Origin of the sequence: Streptomyces yangpuensis (assembly GCF_024666385.1) — a bacterium.
Classification (GTDB): Bacteria; Actinomycetota; Actinomycetes; order Streptomycetales; family Streptomycetaceae; genus Streptomyces; species Streptomyces yangpuensis.
Genome location: NZ_CP102515.1, coordinates 93899 through 114469 on the forward strand (window position 1 = coordinate 93899; position 20571 = coordinate 114469).

At 70.3% G+C, this 20571-nt stretch carries 20 protein-coding genes and 5 pseudogenes; 11 read left to right on the top strand and 14 right to left on the bottom strand.

Annotated elements, in window-relative coordinates:
- Positions 1-199: 199 nt before the first annotated feature.
- Entirely contained in the window at positions 200-1309 is a 1110-nt protein-coding gene (locus NRK68_RS34195) for a hypothetical protein (RefSeq protein WP_257858072.1), read from the top strand.
- Positions 1310-1426: 117 nt separating this feature from the next.
- On the opposite strand, the gene NRK68_RS34200 is transcribed toward NRK68_RS34195, so the two are convergent.
- Positions 1427-2218 carry a hypothetical protein gene (locus NRK68_RS34200; protein WP_257858073.1) on the bottom strand — a complete coding sequence of 264 codons (792 nt, stop codon included), beginning with the start codon at positions 2216-2218 and terminating at the stop codon, positions 1427-1429.
- 124 nt (positions 2219-2342) lie between these two features.
- On the opposite strand from NRK68_RS34200, the pseudogene NRK68_RS34205 reads away from it, so the two are divergent.
- Both NRK68_RS34205 and NRK68_RS34210 read left to right on the top strand, forming a co-directional pair.
- Positions 2343-2630, top strand: a pseudogene (locus tag NRK68_RS34205) (HNH endonuclease); the annotation flags it as partial.
- A gap of 117 nt (positions 2631-2747) precedes the next feature.
- Positions 2748-3107: a hypothetical protein gene (locus NRK68_RS34210; protein WP_257858074.1), complete on the top strand. Its 360-nt coding sequence runs from the start codon at positions 2748-2750 to the stop codon at positions 3105-3107.
- 44 nt (positions 3108-3151) lie between these two features.
- Here NRK68_RS34210 and NRK68_RS34215 read toward each other — a convergent pair whose 3' ends face one another.
- Positions 3152-3376 (bottom strand): hypothetical protein, encoded by a 225-nt coding sequence (locus NRK68_RS34215; protein ID WP_257858075.1) that lies wholly within the window; start codon positions 3374-3376, stop codon positions 3152-3154.
- A gap of 202 nt (positions 3377-3578) precedes the next feature.
- Here NRK68_RS34215 and NRK68_RS34220 point away from each other — a divergent pair, with 202 nt between their 5' ends.
- Positions 3579-4616: an ATP synthase subunit B family protein gene (locus tag NRK68_RS34220; protein WP_257858076.1), complete on the top strand. Its 1038-nt coding sequence runs from the start codon at positions 3579-3581 to the stop codon at positions 4614-4616.
- Positions 4617-4773: 157 nt separating this feature from the next.
- Positions 4774-4968, top strand: coding sequence for a hypothetical protein (locus NRK68_RS34225; RefSeq protein ID WP_257858077.1), 195 nt, complete (start codon positions 4774-4776; stop codon positions 4966-4968).
- 18 nt (positions 4969-4986) lie between these two features.
- On the opposite strand, the gene NRK68_RS34230 is transcribed toward NRK68_RS34225, so the two are convergent.
- The 5 genes from NRK68_RS34230 to NRK68_RS34250 all read right to left on the bottom strand — a co-directional run bounded on the left by NRK68_RS34230 (position 4987) and on the right by NRK68_RS34250 (position 10312).
- Positions 4987-5517, bottom strand: a complete 531-nt coding sequence (locus NRK68_RS34230) for a hypothetical protein (RefSeq protein ID WP_257858078.1) — start codon at positions 5515-5517, stop codon at positions 4987-4989.
- A gap of 237 nt (positions 5518-5754) precedes the next feature.
- Positions 5755-6036: a hypothetical protein gene (locus tag NRK68_RS34235; RefSeq protein ID WP_257858079.1), complete on the bottom strand. Its 282-nt coding sequence runs from the start codon at positions 6034-6036 to the stop codon at positions 5755-5757.
- 280 nt (positions 6037-6316) lie between these two features.
- Entirely contained in the window at positions 6317-8029 is a 1713-nt protein-coding gene (locus NRK68_RS34240) for an IclR family transcriptional regulator domain-containing protein (protein ID WP_257858080.1), read from the bottom strand.
- Between the two features lie 5 nt (positions 8030-8034).
- Positions 8035-8646, bottom strand: a complete 612-nt coding sequence (locus NRK68_RS34245) for an RNA polymerase sigma factor (protein WP_257858081.1) — start codon at positions 8644-8646, stop codon at positions 8035-8037.
- Between the two features lie 895 nt (positions 8647-9541).
- Positions 9542-10312, bottom strand: coding sequence for a hypothetical protein (locus tag NRK68_RS34250; protein WP_257858082.1), 771 nt, complete (start codon positions 10310-10312; stop codon positions 9542-9544).
- A gap of 91 nt (positions 10313-10403) precedes the next feature.
- On the opposite strand from NRK68_RS34250, the pseudogene NRK68_RS37010 reads away from it, so the two are divergent.
- Positions 10404-10621 (top strand): annotated as a pseudogene (locus tag NRK68_RS37010) (Tn3 family transposase); the annotation flags it as partial.
- A 240-nt stretch (positions 10622-10861) separates the two neighbouring features.
- Here the strand turns inward: NRK68_RS37010 and NRK68_RS34260 are convergent.
- Positions 10862-12256, bottom strand: coding sequence for a hypothetical protein (locus NRK68_RS34260; protein ID WP_257858083.1), 1395 nt, complete (start codon positions 12254-12256; stop codon positions 10862-10864).
- Between the two features lie 19 nt (positions 12257-12275).
- Between NRK68_RS34260 and NRK68_RS34265 the strand changes: the two genes are divergently transcribed.
- The 3 genes and pseudogenes from NRK68_RS34265 to NRK68_RS34275 form a co-directional block, all read left to right on the top strand.
- Positions 12276-13127, top strand: coding sequence for a hypothetical protein (locus tag NRK68_RS34265; protein ID WP_257858084.1), 852 nt, complete (start codon positions 12276-12278; stop codon positions 13125-13127).
- Between the two features lie 45 nt (positions 13128-13172).
- The gene (locus NRK68_RS34270) at positions 13173-14243 is read left to right on the top strand and encodes a site-specific integrase (RefSeq protein ID WP_257858085.1); all 1071 of its coding nucleotides are present in this window, start codon (positions 13173-13175) and stop codon (positions 14241-14243) included.
- 140 nt (positions 14244-14383) lie between these two features.
- A pseudogene (locus tag NRK68_RS34275) lies at positions 14384-15480 on the top strand (PHP domain-containing protein); the annotation flags it as partial.
- A gap of 858 nt (positions 15481-16338) precedes the next feature.
- Here NRK68_RS34275 and NRK68_RS34280 read toward each other — a convergent pair.
- From NRK68_RS34280 to NRK68_RS34290, 4 genes and pseudogenes are all read right to left on the bottom strand, one after another.
- Positions 16339-16551 (bottom strand): hypothetical protein, encoded by a 213-nt coding sequence (locus tag NRK68_RS34280; protein ID WP_257858086.1) that lies wholly within the window; start codon positions 16549-16551, stop codon positions 16339-16341.
- 390 nt (positions 16552-16941) lie between these two features.
- Positions 16942-17034, bottom strand: a pseudogene (locus NRK68_RS37015) (three-helix bundle dimerization domain-containing protein); the annotation flags it as partial.
- Between the two features lie 145 nt (positions 17035-17179).
- On the bottom strand, positions 17180-17584 hold the full coding sequence (locus tag NRK68_RS34285; RefSeq protein WP_257858087.1) for a hypothetical protein: 405 nt from the start codon (positions 17582-17584) through the stop codon (positions 17180-17182).
- 83 nt (positions 17585-17667) lie between these two features.
- A complete protein-coding gene (locus NRK68_RS34290; protein WP_257858088.1) occupies positions 17668-18186 on the bottom strand; it encodes a hypothetical protein in 519 nt (172 codons plus the stop codon).
- An 88-nt stretch (positions 18187-18274) separates the two neighbouring features.
- On the opposite strand from NRK68_RS34290, the pseudogene NRK68_RS34295 reads away from it, so the two are divergent.
- Positions 18275-18946: pseudogene (locus tag NRK68_RS34295) on the top strand (IS982 family transposase); the annotation flags it as partial.
- A gap of 56 nt (positions 18947-19002) precedes the next feature.
- Here the strand turns inward: NRK68_RS34295 and NRK68_RS34300 are convergent.
- On the bottom strand, positions 19003-19464 hold the full coding sequence (locus tag NRK68_RS34300; protein WP_257858089.1) for a hypothetical protein: 462 nt from the start codon (positions 19462-19464) through the stop codon (positions 19003-19005).
- A 199-nt stretch (positions 19465-19663) separates the two neighbouring features.
- Positions 19664-19978 (bottom strand): hypothetical protein, encoded by a 315-nt coding sequence (locus NRK68_RS34305; protein ID WP_257858090.1) that lies wholly within the window; start codon positions 19976-19978, stop codon positions 19664-19666.
- A gap of 40 nt (positions 19979-20018) precedes the next feature.
- On the opposite strand from NRK68_RS34305, the gene NRK68_RS34310 reads away from it, so the two are divergent.
- The gene (locus NRK68_RS34310) at positions 20019-20318 is read left to right on the top strand and encodes a site-specific integrase (protein ID WP_257858091.1); all 300 of its coding nucleotides are present in this window, start codon (positions 20019-20021) and stop codon (positions 20316-20318) included.
- Positions 20319-20571: the final 253 nt, after the last annotated feature.

A 20571-nucleotide genomic window follows, 5' to 3' on the forward strand; every position in this document is an offset into this window, starting at 1 on the left:
CCGCATCGGCGGCCAGAGGACCTGTGGCCCCTGCGCCGGCCACTCCGACCCGTACGTGTGCCCGCGCTGTGGCGCGGCCAGCAGCCCCATCACCGGGGATCTGTGCGACCGCTGCGCGGTCGACCAACACCTCAATGCCCTCCTTCATGGCCTGCTGCCGGGCCCCGCTGCCCAGCTGGCAGTCCTGCGAGAGGCACTCATGGCCGCCGAGCACCCGCGGACCGTCCTGACCTGGCTGCGAACCTCGGCCTCCGCGCGCCTTCTGCACGAGACCGCTGCCTGCGGTCGGCTCCTCACCCATGTCGACCTCGACACCGTGGCCGGATCGGGACGCGGTGCCGCCCAGAGCACGGACTACCTCCGCGGTCTCCTGGTCGCCTTCGGTGTCCTGCCCCCACGCGACGAACACCTCGCGGCCATCGAGCGCCACCTCGCCCGCACGCTCACCCGGCATCCGAAGTACGCCATGCTCCTAGGCCCGTATGTCCGCTGGTCGGTGATGCCCCGGGCCCGTCGCAGGGCCACCCGCTCCGCCAGCACCCGCGGCCGCGCACGGTGGGCGTACGCCCGCATCAACACGGCCGTTGCCCTTCTGGAGCATCTCGCCTCGCTCGACCTCACCTTGCGCGACGCTACCCAGCTGGAGATTGAACGGTGGCTCGCCGCCGGTCCCAGCACCCGATACGAGGTGCGGGACTTCCTGGTCTGGACGGCCCGGCGCGGCCACAGCGACGACCTACTGGTTCCTCACCGGGGCAAGGCCGAACCAGAGGGAATCGACGAGGACACCCACTGGGACCTCCTCCAGCAGTGCCTCCACGACGAGGACCTCCCCCTGGACGTGAGGGCGGCTGGATCCCTGCTCCTGCTGTTCGGCCAGCACCTCACCCACATCATCACCCTCACCACCGGGCACCTCGACCACCAGGACAGCCACCAGACCATCCGCCTCGACAGCACCCCCATCCGCCTCCCGCAGCCCCTCGCCACCCTTCTCACCCGACTGATCGACCAGCAGCCCAGGCAGGGATGGCGCGGCAACACGCCCGGTAACTGGCTCTTTCCCGGCAGCCTGCCGGGCACCCACCGCTCCGCCAGCTCCCTCGCCCGAGCCTTGACCAGACACGGCATCCCCATCCGTGCCTCTCGCGCGACCGCCCTGGTCCAGCTCGCCGAGGAGATGCCGTCCGCAGTCCTGGCCCCGCTCCTCGGGCTCCACGTCATCACCGCGCTGCAATGGCGCCGTCGAGCCGCAACCGACTGGACCGCTTACCTCCAAGCCCGCCAGCGCGGGCTCGCGGACAGATGACCACCGTCCGGGCCATGATCGTTGCGGGCCTCGGTCACCCCGGTCTCGCAGGCGACGTGAGAGGGGAAGCCGCTTCAGCCAGCTCCGGTGCGGGCACAGAGGCAATGCAGCATGCTGCTAGCGCAGGACTGGGCAGTTGGCAGCCTCGTACTCGTCCGCGATGGTGAAGACGCTGGCACACCTCGGGCACTCGGCTTTGCCGAAGAGATGCGCGATTCCCTCAGCGAGTGTGACTTCCCCATCGCGGACAGCGATCTCGTACATCCACCGGCCGACGCCCGTGAGTTCCTCGCCGGGCCTCGGCTGCAGATCACGCCGGTCCACGTCGCCTAGGTTCCAGTCCCGGATCGCCGAGTAGCGCCCGTATTCGCCGATGGCAACGGTCACCTCCACTCCGCAGTGAGGGCACCGCAGGTGGTAGAAGTCGTCCGCGAAGTCCCCTAGGACGTTGGCCCAGTGGTACTGCTCCTCGACCGCGAGCAGAGCGCGGAAGGTAACCAGGTAGTCGGATGGCCGCGACTGCAGGTGCCGGTCCAGGAGGGCGCCGAACTTGGCAATCACGTCGGCGCTCTCGGCCAGCAGTTCGTCACTGCCATGGTGGCCGGCCGCACGTTCCATGATCTCGCCTGCCAGGTGGCGTGCCTCCCGACTCCTCGATGCGAGGCGCACCAGTCGGGGCAGGGCAGCGATGCTGGCGGGCGACACCAGGTCATGCTCGACGATCAGCCGGTGTCCCAGCTCCGTCCACGCTTCGGAGTCGTACTCACGCTCCACCCGAGCGAGAAGCTCAGGGACGCGATCTACGTCAAAGTGACAGTCGTACATCTGTGCCCAGTTCACCACCCAGGCATTGAACCGTCCCGCGGGCTTCGAGTCGACTTCGGACCCCAACGGCTTCCCGAGAGCCATCCACAACTTGATGCCTGGCTTCGTGAGGTGCGCTGCCTGTTCTCCCAGACACCAACGTCGTCGCCCAGGGGAGTTGTACCGCCATCAGGGGAATACCGCACACTTCGAATGACGCTCCCCGCCAGCTGGGGCATCGGCGTGGACGCCCACGCGACGGGAGGCCTACGCGAACGACCAGGGCCAGTCGGCGTCGCTGGTGGCGGTGACGGCGCGGTCGAACCGGTCGAAGGCGGACCAGGACCCGGCGGAGTGGCTGCCGTCGGCGCCGGACGCGCTCTGCCGGTACGGCGCCGAGTGGACCGCGACGAAACTCCGCTGGGGTCTCGCGGTCGACGAGATGGAGCGGGACCGGCTGCTGGACATCGCGGCCGGCTGCGGCGGCACGGACGTGGAGTTCACCCCCGCCCCGTAGACCGGCGGCGCGAGCGGGGCCGCCGCCAGCGGGTAATGGCCCTGCTCGTGCTCGCCCAGGCGAGGCGGCTGGGCCGGCGCAAGGGGCGTTGTCGGTGGTGGCGGTGACCATGGGGAGATGAGCGCCGGTATCGCGCCCGACGGCCCGCACGCGGGGATCGACGGGCTGTGCGAGCAGATCCAGGGCGCCCTCGCAGCGTGGGCGCCCGGGCTGCTCGGCGTTCACCTGCGCGGGACGGTGTCGGGGCCGGCGGAGCTGGCGCGGCTGGTGGCGACGGTCGCGGACGCGGCCGAGCTCACGGTGCTGCCCGGTGACGGTGCGACCGCGCGGGCCGAACTCCACGCGGCGGCCGGCAGGGCCGCCGCGGCCGCCGACGGCCGGCAGGGGACGGACGTGCGGGCGGAGCTGGCCGCGGTCCGGGCGGGGTGCCGGCGTGCGGCTGTCGCGGTAGGCCAGTGCGTTGCCGTCACCTTCTGACCCACGGCCCGCACCGAGGCCTGCGCCGGGGCTGTCCGCCGGGTTCATCGGCGTGCGCGCCAGGTGCCGTAGAGGGCGGCGACGGCGCTGATGACGCCGGCGAAGCCGGCTTCACCCACGGCGAGGTAGATGCCGGCGCAGGCGGCGAGGAGCGCGATCAGGACCACGGCGTCGGGAACCCGGCGCGCAGCGGGGTCCGGCTCGCGGGTGGCCGGGGACTGGGCGGGATCGGGGTTGGGTGTCTGGGGGGTAGTGCCGGTGTTGGTCATGACTCCAGGAGAGCGGCCTGCGCCGCCTCGTTCCCAGTGATCCGTACGGGCCCGCCCGGACCCGGATGAGCCTCCGCTTCGGCCGCCGGGAAGCGGGCCGGTTCCGGACGGGGCGAAGCGTCCGGAAGCGTTCGCCCGAATCCGCATACGTACGGCCTCACCGCCCTCTAGCGTGGCTTTTCCGCACCAGCAGGGGGGTTTGATGGCAGAAGAAGAATCCGGGGTCGAGCCGCAGGACTGTGAGGCGATCGACGCCTACGAGGCCGCGCTGGACGCCTTCGCCGAGAAGCTGAACCTGTTCCACATCTCCGGCGGCTCTCCTTCGTACAGCACGGTCGCCGCCGCCTCGGTGCGGCCGCGCCTGACCACGACCGGCCTGAACGAGATGCTCTCCGGCAAGCGCCTACCATCCCTGGAGACGCTCCTGGAATACCTCCGGGTCGTCACCACCCCCAGCGGCCTGGACAAGCCGGCCGCCGCGAAGTTCCGCGCCGATGCCGCACTCGTGGAGGAGTGGCGCGGGCACTGGCAGGACGCCAAGCTGCTCCAGCGCCGGGCCCAGGCCGCCAACAAGCGGGTCCGGGCCACGGTCCGCCAGGTCCACGACGACGCCGTCCGCGACGCCGAAGCCCTGCGCACAGCCGCACACGCGGAAGCCGAACGAATCCGTACGAGCGCGCACACCGACGCCGAGGACATCCGCGCCCGGGCCCGCCGCGACGCCGACGAGCTCCTCGACCGCGCCCGCGAGACGACGACCGCCCCGACGCCCGGCAGCCCCGAACCCCAACCTGCCGGAAGCGCGCCCATGCGCGCCGGCTTGTCCCCGAGCCTGGGCAAACTGATCCGGTTACGCCCAGCGGCTGCGGTGCTGGCGGTCGCCGTCGTGGCGGTGGCCACGATCCTGGTGAGCGACTCCTTCACCGGCAAACCCGGCGACTGCCCGGACGGACGCACCCAGGCCGCCGCCCGGCACGCCGACGCCGTCTCGTCCAACGGCCACGCAAACGTCCGGCCCGCGGCGTTCGCCGCCCAACCAGCCGCCATCATCCCCAATCCCTCCGGCCACCCACTGCTCCGCGGCTTCCCGACGCCATCCACTTCCCCCACGCCGGACGAGCCGCCGACACCGCACACCTCCCCGACACCGGCGAAGTCGCAGGCGCCGAGCCCGTCCGCCACGTCGACGCCGCCCCCCGCGCCGAGCCCATCGGCTCCCTGCACCGAACGCAGCGGCTGACGCAGCTCACCACCGAAACGCCGGATGGTCGCGGGCCGGCCGCAGCCGGCCCGCCGTCGCCCGTGCGTCCTTGCGCGGGGGCGACGTTCCTGCGCGAACCGGCACCCCGCTGTTCGGCCGGGGTGACTCCGGGGCGTGGGCGGGCGTTGTTGCCGGCATGGACGAGATGTTGGACGTGCTCCTCGACGGGATGACCGAGCCCCGCCTGAAGCTGATCAGCGGGGACGAGGCCCGGGCCCTGATGGTGCTCCTCGGTGTGCTTGAGGACGACACCCAGTCCGAGGAGGTCCGGTACGCGGCCGGCGAGATGCGTTTCCGCCTCGGATCCCGGCTGACCCTGCCCGCGCATTAGGGAGGGACGCTTCGCGGGTCAGGGGTGGAGGTAGCTGTTGAGGTAGGTACGGGCCGCGGTCTCGCTGGTGCCGAGCCCGGTCGCGATCTCCTCGAGCGGTACCTCCTGGGCGGCGGCTTCCCAGGCCGCGTCCTGGCCGACTTCGGCGATGACGTACCGCAGGTCCGCCAGAGCCTTCAACGCCACCAGCGGTTCCTCGGCGACAAGCCCGTCAAGCCGGCGGACGAGTTCGGAGAGGAGCCCGACGAGGTCGGCGGGAAGTTGCACGGCGGAGTCCCGGATCACCGACAGGTGCGCGTCGTAGTCCGCGACGGGCCCGGAGAGGTCGATGTCCGCCTCGTACAGCGGCCGGTCCGCGGGCAGGACGGTCCAGTCGAGCGGGTACTCGGCCATCCCCCGCCATCCGCAGGAACAGCTGCCCCGCAGGGCCGCGGCCCTCGGGCGGCCGGACCGGCCGTCGTAGGCGTGCCACTCGCGCGACGACGGCATGTGCGCGCCGCTGCCCACGTCGTAGTAGACCGGGCCGGGCTCGCTGCCGTCGGCGAGCACACGCCCACCGATCCCGTGTGCGCGGCACTCAGTGTGTTGAGGACCCTGTCCACCAACGGTCACCCGCTCCCGGCAGTCCGGCTGGCCGCCTGTCGGCCGGCCCGCGGCGTCCAGCCTCCCCCGCCCGGGCCGGTCACGTACCGGGAACCACCGAAGGGATGACCGTCGCGATCCTGTCCTGGCTCTCCTCCATGGCGCCGATGCGGCGGGAATGCCGGAGGGGCCGCGAGGCGGGCCCTACAGGAGATTGAGCTTCTCCTCGATGTACTTCACCGTGCCGGCGACGCCGAGGAAGGTGACGCCGGCCGAGCCCGCCGCGACGAGCCCGGTCGCGCCGAGGTGACGGGTGAGGACGAACGCGAGGAGGGCACCGAGCGTCCCGGACAGGACGGCGATGAGGATCGCCATGACCTTGACGGTCCTCGTCGGCCCGTCCGGGCTGGAAGCGCCACCTCCCTGCGGGCCGGCCGGAGCGGCGGGAGGCGGGGTGGCGGGCGGGTTGGGGGTGGTCAGGGACACGCTGTACCTCGCAGGGGTCTTCGGTGGACGTAGTTGGGGTAGCTCCCGGGAGCCCGGCCTTCGGGAAGCGCCGGGTGCCCGGAGGGCATGCTGACGGCGCCGTGCGCGCGGGCGTGGGGCGGATGTTCGGCCATGCCGCCGCGCAGCTCCGTGCTCCGGGTCGACGATTGCCGGGTGTGTGGAGGCCCGGGCCTCAAGGGCTTCGTGGCTGTGTATGCCTGGTGTGTGCCGGGGCCGGGCGGGCACCGCTGAAGGGGTGGCCGTGCCCGGACCCGGTCGGCTAGCGGCGGGCGGGGACGCGGATCTGCGTGCCGGCGGTTCCTTCCAGGGGTGCGTGGTCGGACAGGGACAGGGGAGGGCGGCTGCCGGCCTGTTCGGCGAGCAGCAGGGACAGCAGGAGCCCGGCGGAGTGGGCCCGCAGTACCCGCGCGGCCTGCCGGAGGCGGTGTTCCTCGCCGGCGGGCAGGGACAGGGCGACGCAGGTGGCCCTGCCCGGGGTGCCGACGGAGTACGCGACGCACACGTTGCGCCGGGAGTACTCGCGGTAGTCGTACTGCGCGGCGTGGGGTCCGCCGCCGTCGAGGGCCTGGAACAGCTCGCGGGAGGTGGTGATGGTGTGGTCGGTGAGCTTGATCTGCTGGTGGCGGGTCAGGTGGTCCATGCGCTCTGCGAAGGTGAGCTGGGACAGCAGCGCCTTGCCGTTGGCGCTGGCGTGCGCGGTGTCGCGGAAGTCGACCCACTGCTGCACACCGGGTGCCTGCGGCCCCACGGAGTGGTGCGGCACGACGACTTGCCCGCCGGCGTAGGTGCTGATGTAGATCGCCGCCCGGGTCTGGTCGCGCAGCCGGTCCAGGGACTGCTGGACGAGCCGCTCCGGTGGGTCGCCGCGGCGGGCCATCGCCAGGACGGGGCCGGGGAAGTGGACGCCGGAGACGGTGGTGACCATCTGCTGGCTGCGCAGCAGGCCCAGCAGTAAGTCGAGTGCCGCGGCGGACAGCTGGGCGCGGCGCCGCAGCGTCCGGCTGGCGATGCCCTGCGACGCCTCAATGTGGAGCAGCAGGTCCAGCGCGCGGTAGGCGGCCTTCCACTGCTGGGCGGTGTCGGCGGGGACGAGACGGCTCCTGGCCATCTCGGTCAGCACCGCCGGCCGCAGCGCACCCACCACCCACGCGCCGGCCTCCCCGCCCCCCGGTACGGCTGCCGGCCGGAGCGCGAGCGGGACCGCGGCCTCCGGAGCCGCCGGATCGGCCGGTGCGGGCAGCACGGCCGGCGCCGTCACCGTCGTCGGGCCCGGGGTGCCGCCGGCGGCGACCGGCCTGAGCCCGGCCGAGCGGCCGGGCCGCTGCCGTACCCCGTTCTCCTTGCTGCGGCTCAGGGGCAGCAGGACCAGCCGCGGCCCGGCGGGCCCCGCCGGCCCGCCGTCGCCCGGGCTGTCGGTGCCCTCGTCGTCGTCGGTCTGCAGGAGGAGCGGCTTGCCCATCCCGATACGGACCTCGTCGAAGAAGTCCGGGTCCTGCACCGTCCAGGGGCCGCTGATCCTCCGGCCGACCGTCCCGGCCAGCAGCCGCTCGGCATCCGCGTGCCCGTGCCGGGCGGCCTCCGCGACCAGGAACCGCACATCCTCCACCGGCCCGCTGGCGCGGGCGGTCACAGCGGCCATGCGGAACAGCGCGCCGGGGTGCCCGGCCTCGGCCGCCGAGCCCAGCCACTTCGCGGCCACCAGCAGCTCGCCGCGGACCAGCGCCGTCGAGCCCAACCGGTACATCGAGTTGGCGTGCTCCCGCTCCTCCGGGCTCAGCCCGTACGCGTCATCCAACGGCCCGAAATTCCCCCGCGGCCGGTGCCAGAAGTCCGGCGGCCCGGCGAGTTCGTCCAGCAGGTCCGCCAGCCCGGCCGGGACCACCGGATACGGGTCCAGCAGGTCCGCGAGCCCGGCCGGGACCACCGGATCCGGGCCCGCAGCCCCACCGGAGTGGCCTTCGTACCTGCTCACATCCGTCACCTGTCCTTCTCCCCGTCATCCTTCTTCGTTTTCCGGTGCTCGTCCCGAATATGCCCAGCGAGCTTGCCCCTTAGATGCGTGACGGCCTTGTTCCGCAGGTTGTGCAGACGGCCCACGGGTATGTCCATCAGGACCGCGATCTCCACATCGCTCATCCCGCGGCTTTGCAGCTCCACCACCCGCCGGCGCTGGCTGTCCCGCATCCCCCGGATCTGCGGGAGCACCAGCTGCTCCAGGACCTCCCGGTCCTCCGCCGAGAGCGTGCGCTGCGCCGGGAGCATGTCCAGGGCGTCCCCGCCCATCTGCACGGTGTGCCGCCGCATCCGCTTCTGCTGGCGGTACTTGTCGGTCGCGAGGTTGCGCGCGGCCGTGTGCAGGTACGCCTCCACGTCCGTGTCCGCCTTCAGCTTCCCCTCGGTGGCCGCAGTGCCCACCTTCAGGAACGCCTCTTTCGCCACGTCGCAGCAGGTCGCATACGACAGCGTCCGGAACTCCTTGCACAGCCTGGCCGGCTCCGTATCCATGAACGGCGTGAACGCCTCGTACACCCGCTGCGCCACGTTCGCGGTCAGGACCACCGCTTCCTCCGAGGCCTGCTCGCCCGCCACGGTCCTCACTTCCCGCCCGGACTGGTGCCGGCCGTGCCCGGCACCACCGCGGTGGCCGCGGCCGCCGGCACGGCCATGCCGTCACCCGGAGTACGGGCGGAGACGGTCTCCCCACCCATGTCCTCGGCAGCATCCGCCCCAGGGGACTTACGGCGACCGGGTCCTCGCCGGCACGGACGCACCACCCTGCCCAGCGCGGACACCGCGCTCACGACGGCCGGGGCGTACCCGGTCGACTCCGACAGCGTCATCTCGTGGATCTCCAAGATCTGTGGGACACGAGGACGCCGAACCCACGTCCTCGCCCCCCAGACGACGCACACCCCCCACTTCTCCCCCCAGGCACCTCACGTTCACCCGGGAGAGTGACGGGTGGGCCGCACGATCCCGGCGGCGAAATGGTCGCGGACCTGGGCAGCGCCGAGGATTCGGATGAGGCTCTGGGGTTCGCGGGGCCAGCCGTTGACCATGGTGAAGAAGTGGCCGGTGTCGTTGCGGGTGGTGGCGCGTACGGCGTCGTAGTGGACGGGCTGGAGGCGGGTGGCGTCGGAGGCGTTCTGGGGGACGTCTCAGGTGTGATGCGGTGTTGTTCCTGGTGGCGGCCGGTGAGGCGCATGGCCGTGATCTGGCCGGGGCGCGGGCTCGGTGGGGGCCTTCGCCGGCGGGCGTCGGTGTAGCGGTCGGCAGTCTGGGCGAGCCAGCGGCACTGGTCGGGGGTGAGGAGGTCGCGGCCGGGCAGGCCTGCGGCGAAGTTGCCGCCGCGCTGGAACCGGACGCCACCGCCCGCCCCGCTGAGGAGTCTGGCCAGGCAGCAACGGCTCGATCGTTCGGCGCGCTGTTGGGACCGCGCTCACCGCCGACTCTGTCCACCGGCCGGACACCGTGCTATCGGGCCCTACCAACCGAGTCCGCGCCGCTTTCCGATTTCGCCGCGCACCAGCCTTGGCAGGGTGTGTCGGCTGCGGGTGGCGATGCCCGGTTCCCTCAGCCACATGGACACCATGCCCACGAACTCCGAACGCGTCTCCGGCAGCGCCGTCCGGGCCGCAGCCTCCCGGGCGCGCCGGGTGGATACTTCCTCCCGATGCTTGGCGTTGCCGATTGCCGCGAGCAGTTTGCCCTTGTCGGAGAAGGGGCCGGGAGGCGCCATCTCGACGAGCTTGGCGACCCGCGCGGTGATGTCCGGCGCGGGCTCCCCGGCCTCGAACACCGTGTCCTGGAGCGCACGGATCTCCTTGATCTCTTTGATCATGGCCTCGTACCTCGGCACCCTTTCACGCTGTTGGTCCGAGTCGCCCGAGTAGCGGGTGGCCATCAACTCCAACTCATGGAAGTAACTCTTCGGGAGGTCGGTACGGGTGGCGGACCGCAGCGCGGCGCAGGTGGCGTTGATTTCCTCGGCGAGCGCGACGAGGGCGGACTCGCAGAAGAACACGAGGCGTACCTTCTCGTACGTGGAGCGGACGGCGTCGAGGTCGCCGCCCTGCGGGTCCTTCGTGAAGGCGTCCACGGCATCGAGATAGGCCATAACGGCCTCAAGGCGCGGCGTGGTGTACGCCGTGTGCCAGGACATGCGAGAGGCGCGGGATCCGGTCCACAGCGCGAACAGCGACGTGATGAACCCGGCCGTGATCGTGGCGAGCGGTACGTACTCTGAAGGCTGCATGCACCGAGCATCCCGAGACAGTGGACCCGGCGTCCGGCACTTGAGCGGAACATGAGCCGGAGGACCGCCGCGGACCGCCGGCTCACCGCCCCCGCTCATAAATGACCTCCCGGTCCGCATCGACCACACCGCCGACTACGAGGCCTTCCAGGACGCGGCCCGCGGCCGGGTCGACCTCGCTCGGATCGAGCGGCACTGGGAGGACATCCTGCGGATCATCGGCTCCATCCACGCCGGAGCCGTCCGCGCCTACGACGTGATCCGGATGCTGCGCGCCGCCCGACCCCGCTGGGGGACGCGAGCGCGTACTAGGGGCGGATCGTCAAGACCCTGCACAGCTCTTGTACAGGTTCACGCATTTGCGGGCCGTCCGGCCCGCCGGACGAGGACGAACACGAAGAGGCCGCGCCGTCTGTTTCCTTGAGGGGCTCCTGGCCCAGCCCTCCGAGGAATGAGCGGGCAGCGGCGCCCGCGACGGTGGGTACAGTCGCGCGCAGGGGGCTGGAGCCACTGGCATTGGCTCCAGCCCCCTGCCGTCCGGCGTGCCGGTCAGTCGCCCTTGGCCGGCGGCGTCAGGAGGGCGAAGAAGGCCTCCCGGTCCTCCTTGCTCAGCTTGCCGTCCATGGAGACGGCCTGGCGCAGGGTGTAGAGGGTGTCCTCCGCCGGGATCTCCCACCGCTTGTGGGCCTCGCGAGTGATCTCACCGATGTGGTGGTGGGCGGATTCGGGATGGTGGCGGATGAACCAGTCGAGCATCCCCGCGACCGGGCGCGACACCCACAGGTGCGACCACTCCTTCCTCTTCGGTCGGCCCTTCGTCCGGGCTCCGACCTCACGGTCCAGGTCGATGGCGTCGGCGAAGTCGTGGATCACCGCGCTTTCGACGGTGTGCCCCAGGAACTGGGTGGGCAGGATGCGGTCCAGGCTGACGGCGACGGTCCAGGCCAGAGCGTCCGAGACCTCCTTCACCGAATCCTGGTTGCGGGCCCGCAGGACCCACCGCTTGCGCACGTCCGGCCGATCCCACAGGGTGCTCTGGAAGTCGGCCGCGAAGTGGTCGCGGACTTCGGCGGCCCCGCGGGAGAGCTCGTCACGGTCGCCGGCGGACATTGTGGCCTTCACACCCTCATAGGAGCGCTGGCGCTTCTCCACCCAGTCGTCGGCCACCGCCCGCGCCCACTGGTCGCGGCCGCCGACCACCGCCTGCGGCTGGGGCACCTCGCTGTTGCCGCGGGAGATGTAGGCCCGCAGCGTCGAGGCGGTGATGCCGCCCAGCTCCGCCATCTCTGGGACGCCCAGCAGCTGCGCGCCGGTCAGCTCCGGGGTTGCAACGTCGACCACGCACCGGTCCAGGGGCAGCGCGCCCTCCCGCTCCTGGTGGAGTTGCGCCCACAGGGCCAGGTGGTCGCCCCAGTTCTCCGGCGCCGGCTCCTTCGGGTCGAAGGTGAGGACCTTGCCGATGTGGGCCCGGGCGGGGTCGGCCCGGCCGTCGAGCATGTCGGCGGCGCTGACCGTGACGGCGGCGCGGGCCCTGCGCCGCTCGTAGTCCTGCTCGACCGGGTCCCAGACCTGCCCGGGCCGGTACCAGGCGTTGCCGTCCCACCAGTAGCCGCCGGCGCGGAACAGCAGCTGGTCCCCGTCCCAGGTGCTGTGCAGCGAAGACGTGTCGCCGTCGCTCATCAGGAGCACGGTCCGGCCGTGGTCGGGGTGGTAGCGCACCGACCAGCCCAGGGAGTGGTCGAGCGGGTCGGTGGTGAAGGCGTGCCAGCCGCCGCTCTGGCGATTGGGGTCGTAGCGGCCCCACATGCCCTCGTCCTGGTTGCGGCCGACGGCCTCGATGGCCTCGGGCCCCTCGTCGAGGGGGATGTGCGAGTCGTCGACGAACGGCAGCCCGGGCACCGGGTGGTCAGTGCGCACGCCGTTTGCGAGCGGGTAGAGGTGCATCAAGGTGATTCCTCATTCCATGTCGAGCGCTGCACGACTTGTGCAGCATCTATCTCTCCTCTCTTATACATCGTCAGGAGCGATTGAAGGGCAGCATTTTCGGGACAACTTTTCGCAGCAGTGGCGGCCGAATCACGGCGTAGAGCGCCCGCGTTGGGGGTGGCGTCGGATAAGCTCTCCGAGGGAGCAGAAGGCGCTCAAGAAGCTGAGCGACGACCGCAACAAGCTCCAGCACTTCGGCTTCACCCATGACGCCCGAGTGGTGGAGTCGCACGCCGGTGAGGTGCTCGACTTCCTGATCCACTTCATCGACAGACAGCTCGTCCCCTACCTCGGGGAGCAGGAGAGGACGGAGACCCAGACTGCGCTGGAGGGTCTCCGTGAAGGGCTGAACAGCATCAACTCCTACATCCGGGAACGGATGAACCGGATCGGCGGCGAGCTGAAGGCCGAAGGCGTCGAGAACCGAACCGTGGACTGCCCCGACTGCGAAGAGATGGCGCTCGTGCTGCGCCAGTCTCCCGCTGGCGCAGACGACTGGTCCGACGTCGCTACCTGCCGCTTCTGTACACGCGTTTGGGGCACCGAAGAGCTGCTGACGTACTTCAACACGCACGGCCAAGAAGAATCCTCGGAGTGGAACACCTGCCCGCAGTGCGACCGGTGGGCACTCGGTTCGGCGGTCCGTGTACGCAGCGATCCGGCGAAGCCCGTCTATTTCTGCTTCGCCTGCGCGACCGGCTTCCCCACCGTGGTCCCCTGCGACCAATGCACCCGCCCCATCGATGCCAAGGGCGACACCGGCACCGTCCTGTGTGGCCTCTGCCTGGATGTACGTGGAGGACGAGGCCCGGGACGGCCCGTCGCATGAGGGCCCCGAGGACTACGGGTACGACGAGGAATGGGATGGAGCACGGTGACCACCGAACTCGAGCTGACCGACCCGGCCGTCGCCGAGCGCCAGGCGCTCATCGAGCGGTGGGCCGAGCGGCACGGGGTGGACGCTGCCCGCCGTCTGGCCCAGGCCGAGGACCTGGCCGACGCTGTCTCCGCCGAGATCATCCCGGACAACACCGTCGACACCTACAACAAGAGCTGGCGAGTGTGGAGCCGGTTCTGCATGGCCGCCGGCCTGCCCGAGCTGGAGGGCTCCCGCGGTGCCCTGGTCACCTTCGTGGCCTGGATGCTGCGCGAGGGCCAGCAGAACGGGAAGGGCTACGCGCCGAGCTCCGCCGACACCCACCTCGCCGCCGTCGTCATCGGCCTGCGCGAGCGCGGGATCGGCGTCAGCGGCGACGATCAGGCCGCGGCCCGCAAGGCGCTGGCCGGGCTGGAAGTCAAGCTGCTGCAGGCCGGGGAGCGGCGCGGCCGCGGCCAGGCGGTCGGCGCCGACATCGACGGCCTGTACGCCATCGCCCGCTCCTGCCCCGACACCCTCACCGGCGACCGGGACAAGGCCCTCATCCTCACCGGCTTCCACTACGCCTCCCGCGCCCAGGACCCCGCCGGCCTCCAGAGCGGCGACGTCACCCTGCACCCGCGCGGCCTGGTCGTCGCCGTCCTCACCGGCAAGACCAAGCACTCCGTCCGCAACGCCAAGATCAGTTACGCCCGGGACCCGGAGATCTGCCCGGTCCACACCTACACCGCCTACCGCGAGCGCCTGGTCGCCGAGCACGGCGAACGCTGGACCGACCCGTCCACGCTCGCCTTCGTCGGCATCGACCGGCACGGCCACATCACCGGCGGACTGGTCCCCGACTCCGTCACCCGCGCCGTCAAGCGCATCTCCGCCCGTGCCGGCGTGCCGATCTCCTGGACCGGACACTCCCTGCGCATCGGCCTCGCCTCCACCGGCCGCAAGAAGGGCAAGGACGCCATCGCCATCGCCGACCAGGGCGGCTGGGCGCGGCACTCCCGCTCGATGCTCGGCTACATGCAGCGCGAGGACGGCTGGGACGACAACGCCTCCGCTGGCCTGACCTGACCTTGCCAGCTCAGCCCCGGGTGTACCTCGGAACCCGCAGGTTCACCCGGGGTTGACGTGTGCGCGGAGGGTTCGCTCGGAGGCGTCTGCGATCTGCCGCTCGACTGCGGGTTGGGGATGCTCGACCTGAGCTCTTCGAGGGGGTGATCGCCTCCACCGGCTGCCCCTCCGGCGAGCTGCAGACCCGGCTGCGCCTCGGCCAGTTCGACGAGGCCCTGAAGTCGGCTACCGAGTACCAGGACATCTTCGGCAAGGACCGCTACTTCCTGGAGCTGATGGACCACGGCATCGAGATCGAGCGCCGGGTCCGCGACGGACTGCTGGAGATCGGCAAGAAGCTCGGCATCCCGCCGCTGGTGACGAACGACTCCCACTACACCTACGCCAGCGAGGCCGCCGCCCACGACGCCCTGCTGTGCATCCAGACCGGCAAAAACCTCTCGGACCCCGACCGCTTCCGCTTCGACGGCTCCAGCTACTACCTGAAGTCGACCGACGAGATGTACGCCATCGACTCCTCGGACGCCTGGCAGGAGGGCTGCGCCAACACCAAGCTGGTCGCGGACCAGATCGACACCGAGGGCATGCTCATACGGTCCTCGGGGTGCACCCAGGGAAGCGGCGGTGCATGCCGCGCATTATCTCCTCGCGGAACCAAGTGACCTCGGTGAAGCAGGTCGAGTACGAGATGGACACGATCATCTCGATGGGCTTCCCCGGCTACTTCCTCGTGGTCGCCGACTTCATCATGTGGGCCAAGAACCAGGGCATCGCGGTGGGCCCCGGCCGAGGCTCCGCGGCCGGCTCGATCGTCGCGTACGCCATGGGCATCACCGACCTCGACCCCATCCCGCACGGTCTGATCTTCGAGCGGTTCCTGAACCCCGAGCGCGTCTCCATGCCCGATGTCGACATCGACTTCGACGAGCGCCGGCGCGTCGAGGTGATCCGGTACGTGACCGAGAAGTACGGGGCCGACAAGGTCGCCATGATCGGCACGTACGGCACCATCAAGGCCAAGAACGCGATCAAGGACTCCGCTCGCGTCCTGGGCTACCCGTACGCCATGGGCGACCGCCTCACCAAGGCCATGCCCGCCGACGTCCTCGGCAAGGGCATCCCGCCCTCCGGCATCCTCGACCCGCAGCACCCCCTCTACGGCGAGGCCGGCGAGATCCGCAGGATGTACGAGAACGAGCCCGACGTGAAGAAGGTCATCGACACCGCCCGTAGCTTGCTCCGGAACGCTGCGGGGGTCGCCGACGAGCACTTCACCGAATGCGGTGTCTAACGCGTCGAGGATCTCGGCGCGCTGCTTGTCGGTGGCGATCGTTGTGGTAGCGCCGCTGCCACGGGTGCTGCCGGACCGGTGCCCCGGGTTCTGCAACGCCCATCCGTACCGCTGCGTGCCCCAGATCTGTCAACGGTGGGACGTAGAGTCTTCTGCATCCGATATAGGCCGGACGGCTGAAGAGGAAGGCCTCGTACAGCACTTGCTTGGCGGCGAGCTGTACAGGGCCTCCCTCTTCGACGGATCGGTCGTCTACCTACGAACCGAAGGGGTGCTTTCCAATCCGCACGAGCAAGAGCGACGCTACCTCAGCGTTCACCCACGAAGCCAGAACGACCGTCTCCAGCCCTGCGCCGGTGATCGACATTCGCATCGGCGGCCTGCACCTTCGCATCCAGAAGATCCCGGTCACGCTGATCATCAGCCTGGCCGTCATGCTCGGGGGAGTCCTGGGGGTCCCCTGGGCTCGGTAGTCCGAGCTCGTTGCCGCCCTCGCCCTTGCTGTCAGCCGAGAGCGAGGGCGGCTGCACTTCGTACCTGAGGGCCGCCACGTCCCAGGACAGCGGCAAGTAGCAGCACTTGTACGCCAACGGCCCTCCCGGCAGTTCCGGGAGGGCCACCGTGCGTTCTGCCGCCCTACCCGTGGACGACCGGCACCTGCACGCCGCGGGATTCGGCGATGACTGCGGCCCCGATGCGGTGCTTCGGGCAGTAGAGGGTCCACGTGTCGCTCCTCGTGTGCTGGGGCGCGGGCTCGGCCCCGGCTTTGAGGGCATCCGTTGACCCTGGTTGATCCTGATGGGGCTAGCGGCTCTGACAGCGGGCGGAGTCCTGGGCAGCGAGGCGTTCGGCGAGTTCGGCGAGACGAGGGTCGTCGGGGCCGGCGGTGTGCTCGATGGCGGCCTGCTCGGCTTCGTACGCGTCGAGGACCTGCTCCCAGCTCTGGGCGTTCGGCCCGTAGTGCTCGGGAAACACGTGGGCCAGCCACCAGGCCGCCGCCCGCCAGTCCGGCCGCAAGTACCGGGTCTGGCGTTCCTCGAGTCCAGGCCGGTGACGGGGTCGTTGTAGGCGCGCACGTGTTTCTCCAGGACCAGGAGCCCGGCGCCCGCTTGCAGAACTCGCGCGAGCGCCCGGGCGGCCATCTGCACCCGCGCGGAGTTCACCTGCCGGTACAGCCGGCTGCGCATGCCGGCCGTCTTCGAACGGGAGTGGACGGAGCCGGCCAACAAGCTGCGCCCGCGCATCCTGCTCCCGGCCGCATTCACCGGGCCGTCCCCGATCGTCCCGGGTCTGGGACGCCGAGCCGGTCCGTCGGCACGTCCCCAGGCCCAGGCTTGCCGGCGTCATCTCGGCCGCCCTCTCCCCCCGGCCCGTTCCTGCCGCGTCGAGCGCGGCGAGCGTCTGCGACGCGCGCCGTTCGGCCAGGACCGTAAGGTACGGCTGCACCCGTGCTGTGCGGAGCTCACGGTGAGCGGTGTCGACCGCGTCCAGCACCGCTTTCGGGTCGACTTGGGTAAGCCCGTCCGGCGGACCGCCGCCTCGGCTGGAGGCCGCGACGGCCTATACCGGGGAAGGTGTCGAAGCATGTGAGGGAGTGGGTCAAGCCTCGCTTCGGCCTCGGCGAACGGACGACCCCGAGCCCCTGTCAGGCGATCTCTGCTGCGCTGACCTTGGCCACGTCCATCCCTGTGAGTTCGGACTCCATGGGCACGGCGAAGCCCTGGCTGACGAGGTAGCAGCTGCCGTTGTTGTCCTGCTTCACGACGAGGTAGTGGTGGCTCGCGCCGGACCAGGGCAGGGCACCGACGTACGGCTCGTGGCGGAAGTCGCCTTCCCAGCCCCAGCGCACGGAGCTGCTCACGTGGTCCAGGGCCTTCATCGCGCCTTCGACCCACCCCAGACGCTCTTTCGCCTGTTCGATGGCGTGCTCCAGGTCCCACGGCTTGTTGAGTGTCGTGTTCGTCGGCGAGGACAGGTACCGGCTGACGGGGATCATGCCGTCGAAGAAGTCGACGGGTGGGACGCGCTGGACGTACCAGTCTGTATTCATGGCGGCTGATCCTAGGGCCGCTCCCGCCGTGCTGTCCCAACTCTCAGGACTTCCGGCGGGACGACGGCTTCCGCAGGCGTGGTTCAGTCGCCAGATGAGTCGGTGGCGGCTCGATCGGGGCGCTGCTTCTCGAAGAAGTCCAACTTCTTGCCGAACATCGCTTCGGCTTCTCCTGTGGGGAAGACGGTCTTGCCGTAGAGGGCCTGCTGGCAGATCTGCGACTGGTCAGCCGCAGAGAGGTTGAGCGTCTGCCGTGAGTCGGAGGGTTCGGTGAACCACTGCTGGATGGCCATGTGGCGCCAGCCGTCGGAGTTCGGGTGGTCGCCGTAGACGATGCGCGTTAGCCCTTCGAGGACTGCTTCGTGTCCGAGGCCCTTTCCTTCACCGCCGGGGTCGGTGAAGGAAACCTTCCAGGACCACCGCTGGCCCTCCCGGAGTTCGACATCCTCCGGAAAGTCAGGCCCGAACCCTTTGAGGTAGTTGGCGCCCGGACCGATCACGATGCGTCCCCATTCGACGTCCCCGAGCCAGGGGGATGCCGCGAGGAAGCCCTCCGCAATCCTGCGCGTCTCGTCGTCGGTGATCAAGTGCTCTCCGCTCATGCTCCTCCTCGGTGAGAACCGGCTTCGGCCATCGTCCTGCATCGGGCTGCCGCGGCACCGAGGTATTCCGGAAGTGCCCCGACGGGAGCGGCAGTCTGCCTACAACAAGCGCCTGAATGCTGCCGGGCCACTGATCAGCCGCGCGATCGAGGCCCTGGCCCGGCAGGTGCCGACCTGGAACGACGACCTGCGGCTGATCGACTCCACCCCGCTGCCCTGCGCGGCCTCCCGCGAGACCGTCAAGCGCTCCGACCTGGCCGGACACTGCGGATACGGCTACTGCCGCAGCCACTCCCGCTTCTTCTGGGGCTTCCGGCTCTACCTGGTCACCACTGCCGAGGGCATGCCCGTCACCTGGTGCCTGGCCAACCCCAAGATCGGCGAGCGGGAGGTGATGGCCGCGTTGCTGGAACGCGACCATCACCTTGTCCGCGCAGGGCAGGTGATCCTCGCGGACAAGGGCTTCGCCGGGAAGGAGTTCGAAGCCTTCTGCACCGAGCGGCTGGGGGTTCATCTGGTGCGGCCTGACCGGAAGGACGAGCCGGTCCGACACGGGAAGATCGCCCGGGTCCGCCAGTGGATCGAGGCCGTCATCGACACCCTCAAAGGCCAGCTCAGCCTCGAACACCACGGCGGCAGAACCCCGGCTGGCGTCTTCGCCCGCACCGGACAACGACTCCTCGCCCTCGCCGCCGGCATCTGGCACAACTGGACCACCGGCGCCGCAGTCAAACGATCCCTGATCGCCTATGACCACTGAAGACATCGGACTCATTCATCTAGGGGTGAGCTCCCCGCATGGGGCGGTGCCCACCCTCACCTCAGCTTGCTCAGGTCCCGCCGGCTCATGCCGAACCACACGTTCGGCTGGTCGTACCTGAAGGGGTAACCGACGACGAGCGCGGATGCGATGAGCACGCCGTTGGTCACGTAGGTGCCGGTTGCCCGCTCCATCAAATGCTTCACGCTGTAGCTGCCAGCGCTTGGCGTCTTGATGGGCATGATGTTGTCGCGGAGCCACAGCGCCGTCTCCAGCACCAGGCCCTCTTCTCGCCGCAGGTTCTCGCGCTCGACGAGCAGTTCAGCACGCCGCTGCTGGGCAGTCAGGCGTGGGGGGTTGTAGACGCCGATGCCGAAGTTCCCGAGCTGCTCGTGCTCCTGCATCACTTCGGCCAGGGTCGGCCAGTTGTGCTGGCGCCGGTGAGCGGCCGAGTACGTCGTTTCCGTGGCGGCCTGGAAGGCTCGAATCCACAACTTCTGGCGGCGGTCCTGGGTCATCGGGTGCTCCTCGCAGGGCTGCCCACGTTCCCCGCATGGATGTTTGATGACCTTGCGGAAGTATTGGGCGCGATTCGGAGAACCTTGTCTTCGCCGTCATGGTGGACGTGGGCCACCATGACTCGGAGCGGGCAGGCGCTTGCTGCCGGGGGCAGCATACCCGTCTGCTGCCCCTGCAGGGGCGCGGGCCGTTCGGAGGTCAGGAAGGGACCTTGGAGAACCGCTGATGGGCGGCTTGCCGGGTGGTGCCGGTGGCGTTGCCGATCGCGGTCCAGCTGGCATCGTTGCGGACGGCGGATGTGACGGCGTGCTGCAGGTGGGTGGTGCCGAGTTTCTCGACCCGGGCGGCGGCCTCGACCGCGGCCAGCGGCCGGGAGTCGGCCAGCGCGGCGAGCTGGACACGCAGCCGCTCGATGGTGTCGGTGACGTCGTCGGGGATCTGCCCACCGATCAGCCGGCCAAGCTGGGCGAGCGGCGCGGCCGAGGGCAGGTGCCGCCGCTGCTGGTCGACCACCTCACCCGGATCAGCGCAGCCTGCCCGGACAACCTCATGGGTGGACTCCAGCCCGAGTCCGTCGGCGACGTCGTCACCCGCGACCGGCCAGCGTGCTGGGCTTGAGATCCGCTTCACCGCCCCCCGCCGTGGTCTGGCCACCTCTGCCCGCCTCAAGGGCCACGACCAGATCGTCATCGCCAAACAAGGCGGCTGGGCCCCGCACTCCAAGGTCCTCGCCGGATACCTGGAGATCGTCGACCTGTGGGAGGAGAACGCCCTGCATCTTCGGCAGGACCGCGGCACCGAGATCGAGCGCCGGGTCCATCTGGCGGTCCGAGTCTGGGAGGCCGGTGCTTAGACCGACTGGAACCGGCGGACGCGCTCCATAGCGCACCCCTACCGGGCGGGATCGCACAGAAGGCGATCGACATACGCCGGTTTCGATCGCTTTCGGGCGACAGGAAAGTTGAGGCCCTCCACGCCGTAAGGGAGACGTGACGCGGATGCGTTGCTCTCGAACGAACATGTGGAGCGTGAATTGACAGCCCTGGACGTGGTCGGGTTCATCTCGGCCGTGGCCGGCGTGACCCCCGTGGTGTTCGCCGTGTACC

Coding starts and splice junctions, on each gene's coding strand:
- NRK68_RS34300 (WP_257858089.1), bottom strand. CDS start 19,464: ATGACCCAGGACCGCCGCCAGAAGTTGTGGATTCGAGCCTTCCAGGCC.
- NRK68_RS34195 (WP_257858072.1), top strand. CDS start 200: ATGGCCGCCGAGCACCCGCGGACCGTCCTGACCTGGCTGCGAACCTCG.
- NRK68_RS34290 (WP_257858088.1), bottom strand. CDS start 18,186: ATGAGCGGAGAGCACTTGATCACCGACGACGAGACGCGCAGGATTGCG.
- NRK68_RS34250 (WP_257858082.1), bottom strand. CDS start 10,312: ATGCAGCCTTCAGAGTACGTACCGCTCGCCACGATCACGGCCGGGTTC.
- NRK68_RS34210 (WP_257858074.1), top strand. CDS start 2,748: ATGAGCGCCGGTATCGCGCCCGACGGCCCGCACGCGGGGATCGACGGG.
- NRK68_RS34215 (WP_257858075.1), bottom strand. CDS start 3,376: ATGACCAACACCGGCACTACCCCCCAGACACCCAACCCCGATCCCGCC.
- NRK68_RS34220 (WP_257858076.1), top strand. CDS start 3,579: ATGGCAGAAGAAGAATCCGGGGTCGAGCCGCAGGACTGTGAGGCGATC.
- NRK68_RS34265 (WP_257858084.1), top strand. CDS start 12,276: ATGTCGAGCGCTGCACGACTTGTGCAGCATCTATCTCTCCTCTCTTAT.
- NRK68_RS34260 (WP_257858083.1), bottom strand. CDS start 12,256: ATGCACCTCTACCCGCTCGCAAACGGCGTGCGCACTGACCACCCGGTG.
- NRK68_RS34225 (WP_257858077.1), top strand. CDS start 4,774: ATGGACGAGATGTTGGACGTGCTCCTCGACGGGATGACCGAGCCCCGC.
- NRK68_RS34285 (WP_257858087.1), bottom strand. CDS start 17,584: ATGAATACAGACTGGTACGTCCAGCGCGTCCCACCCGTCGACTTCTTC.
- NRK68_RS34200 (WP_257858073.1), bottom strand. CDS start 2,218: ATGGCTCTCGGGAAGCCGTTGGGGTCCGAAGTCGACTCGAAGCCCGCG.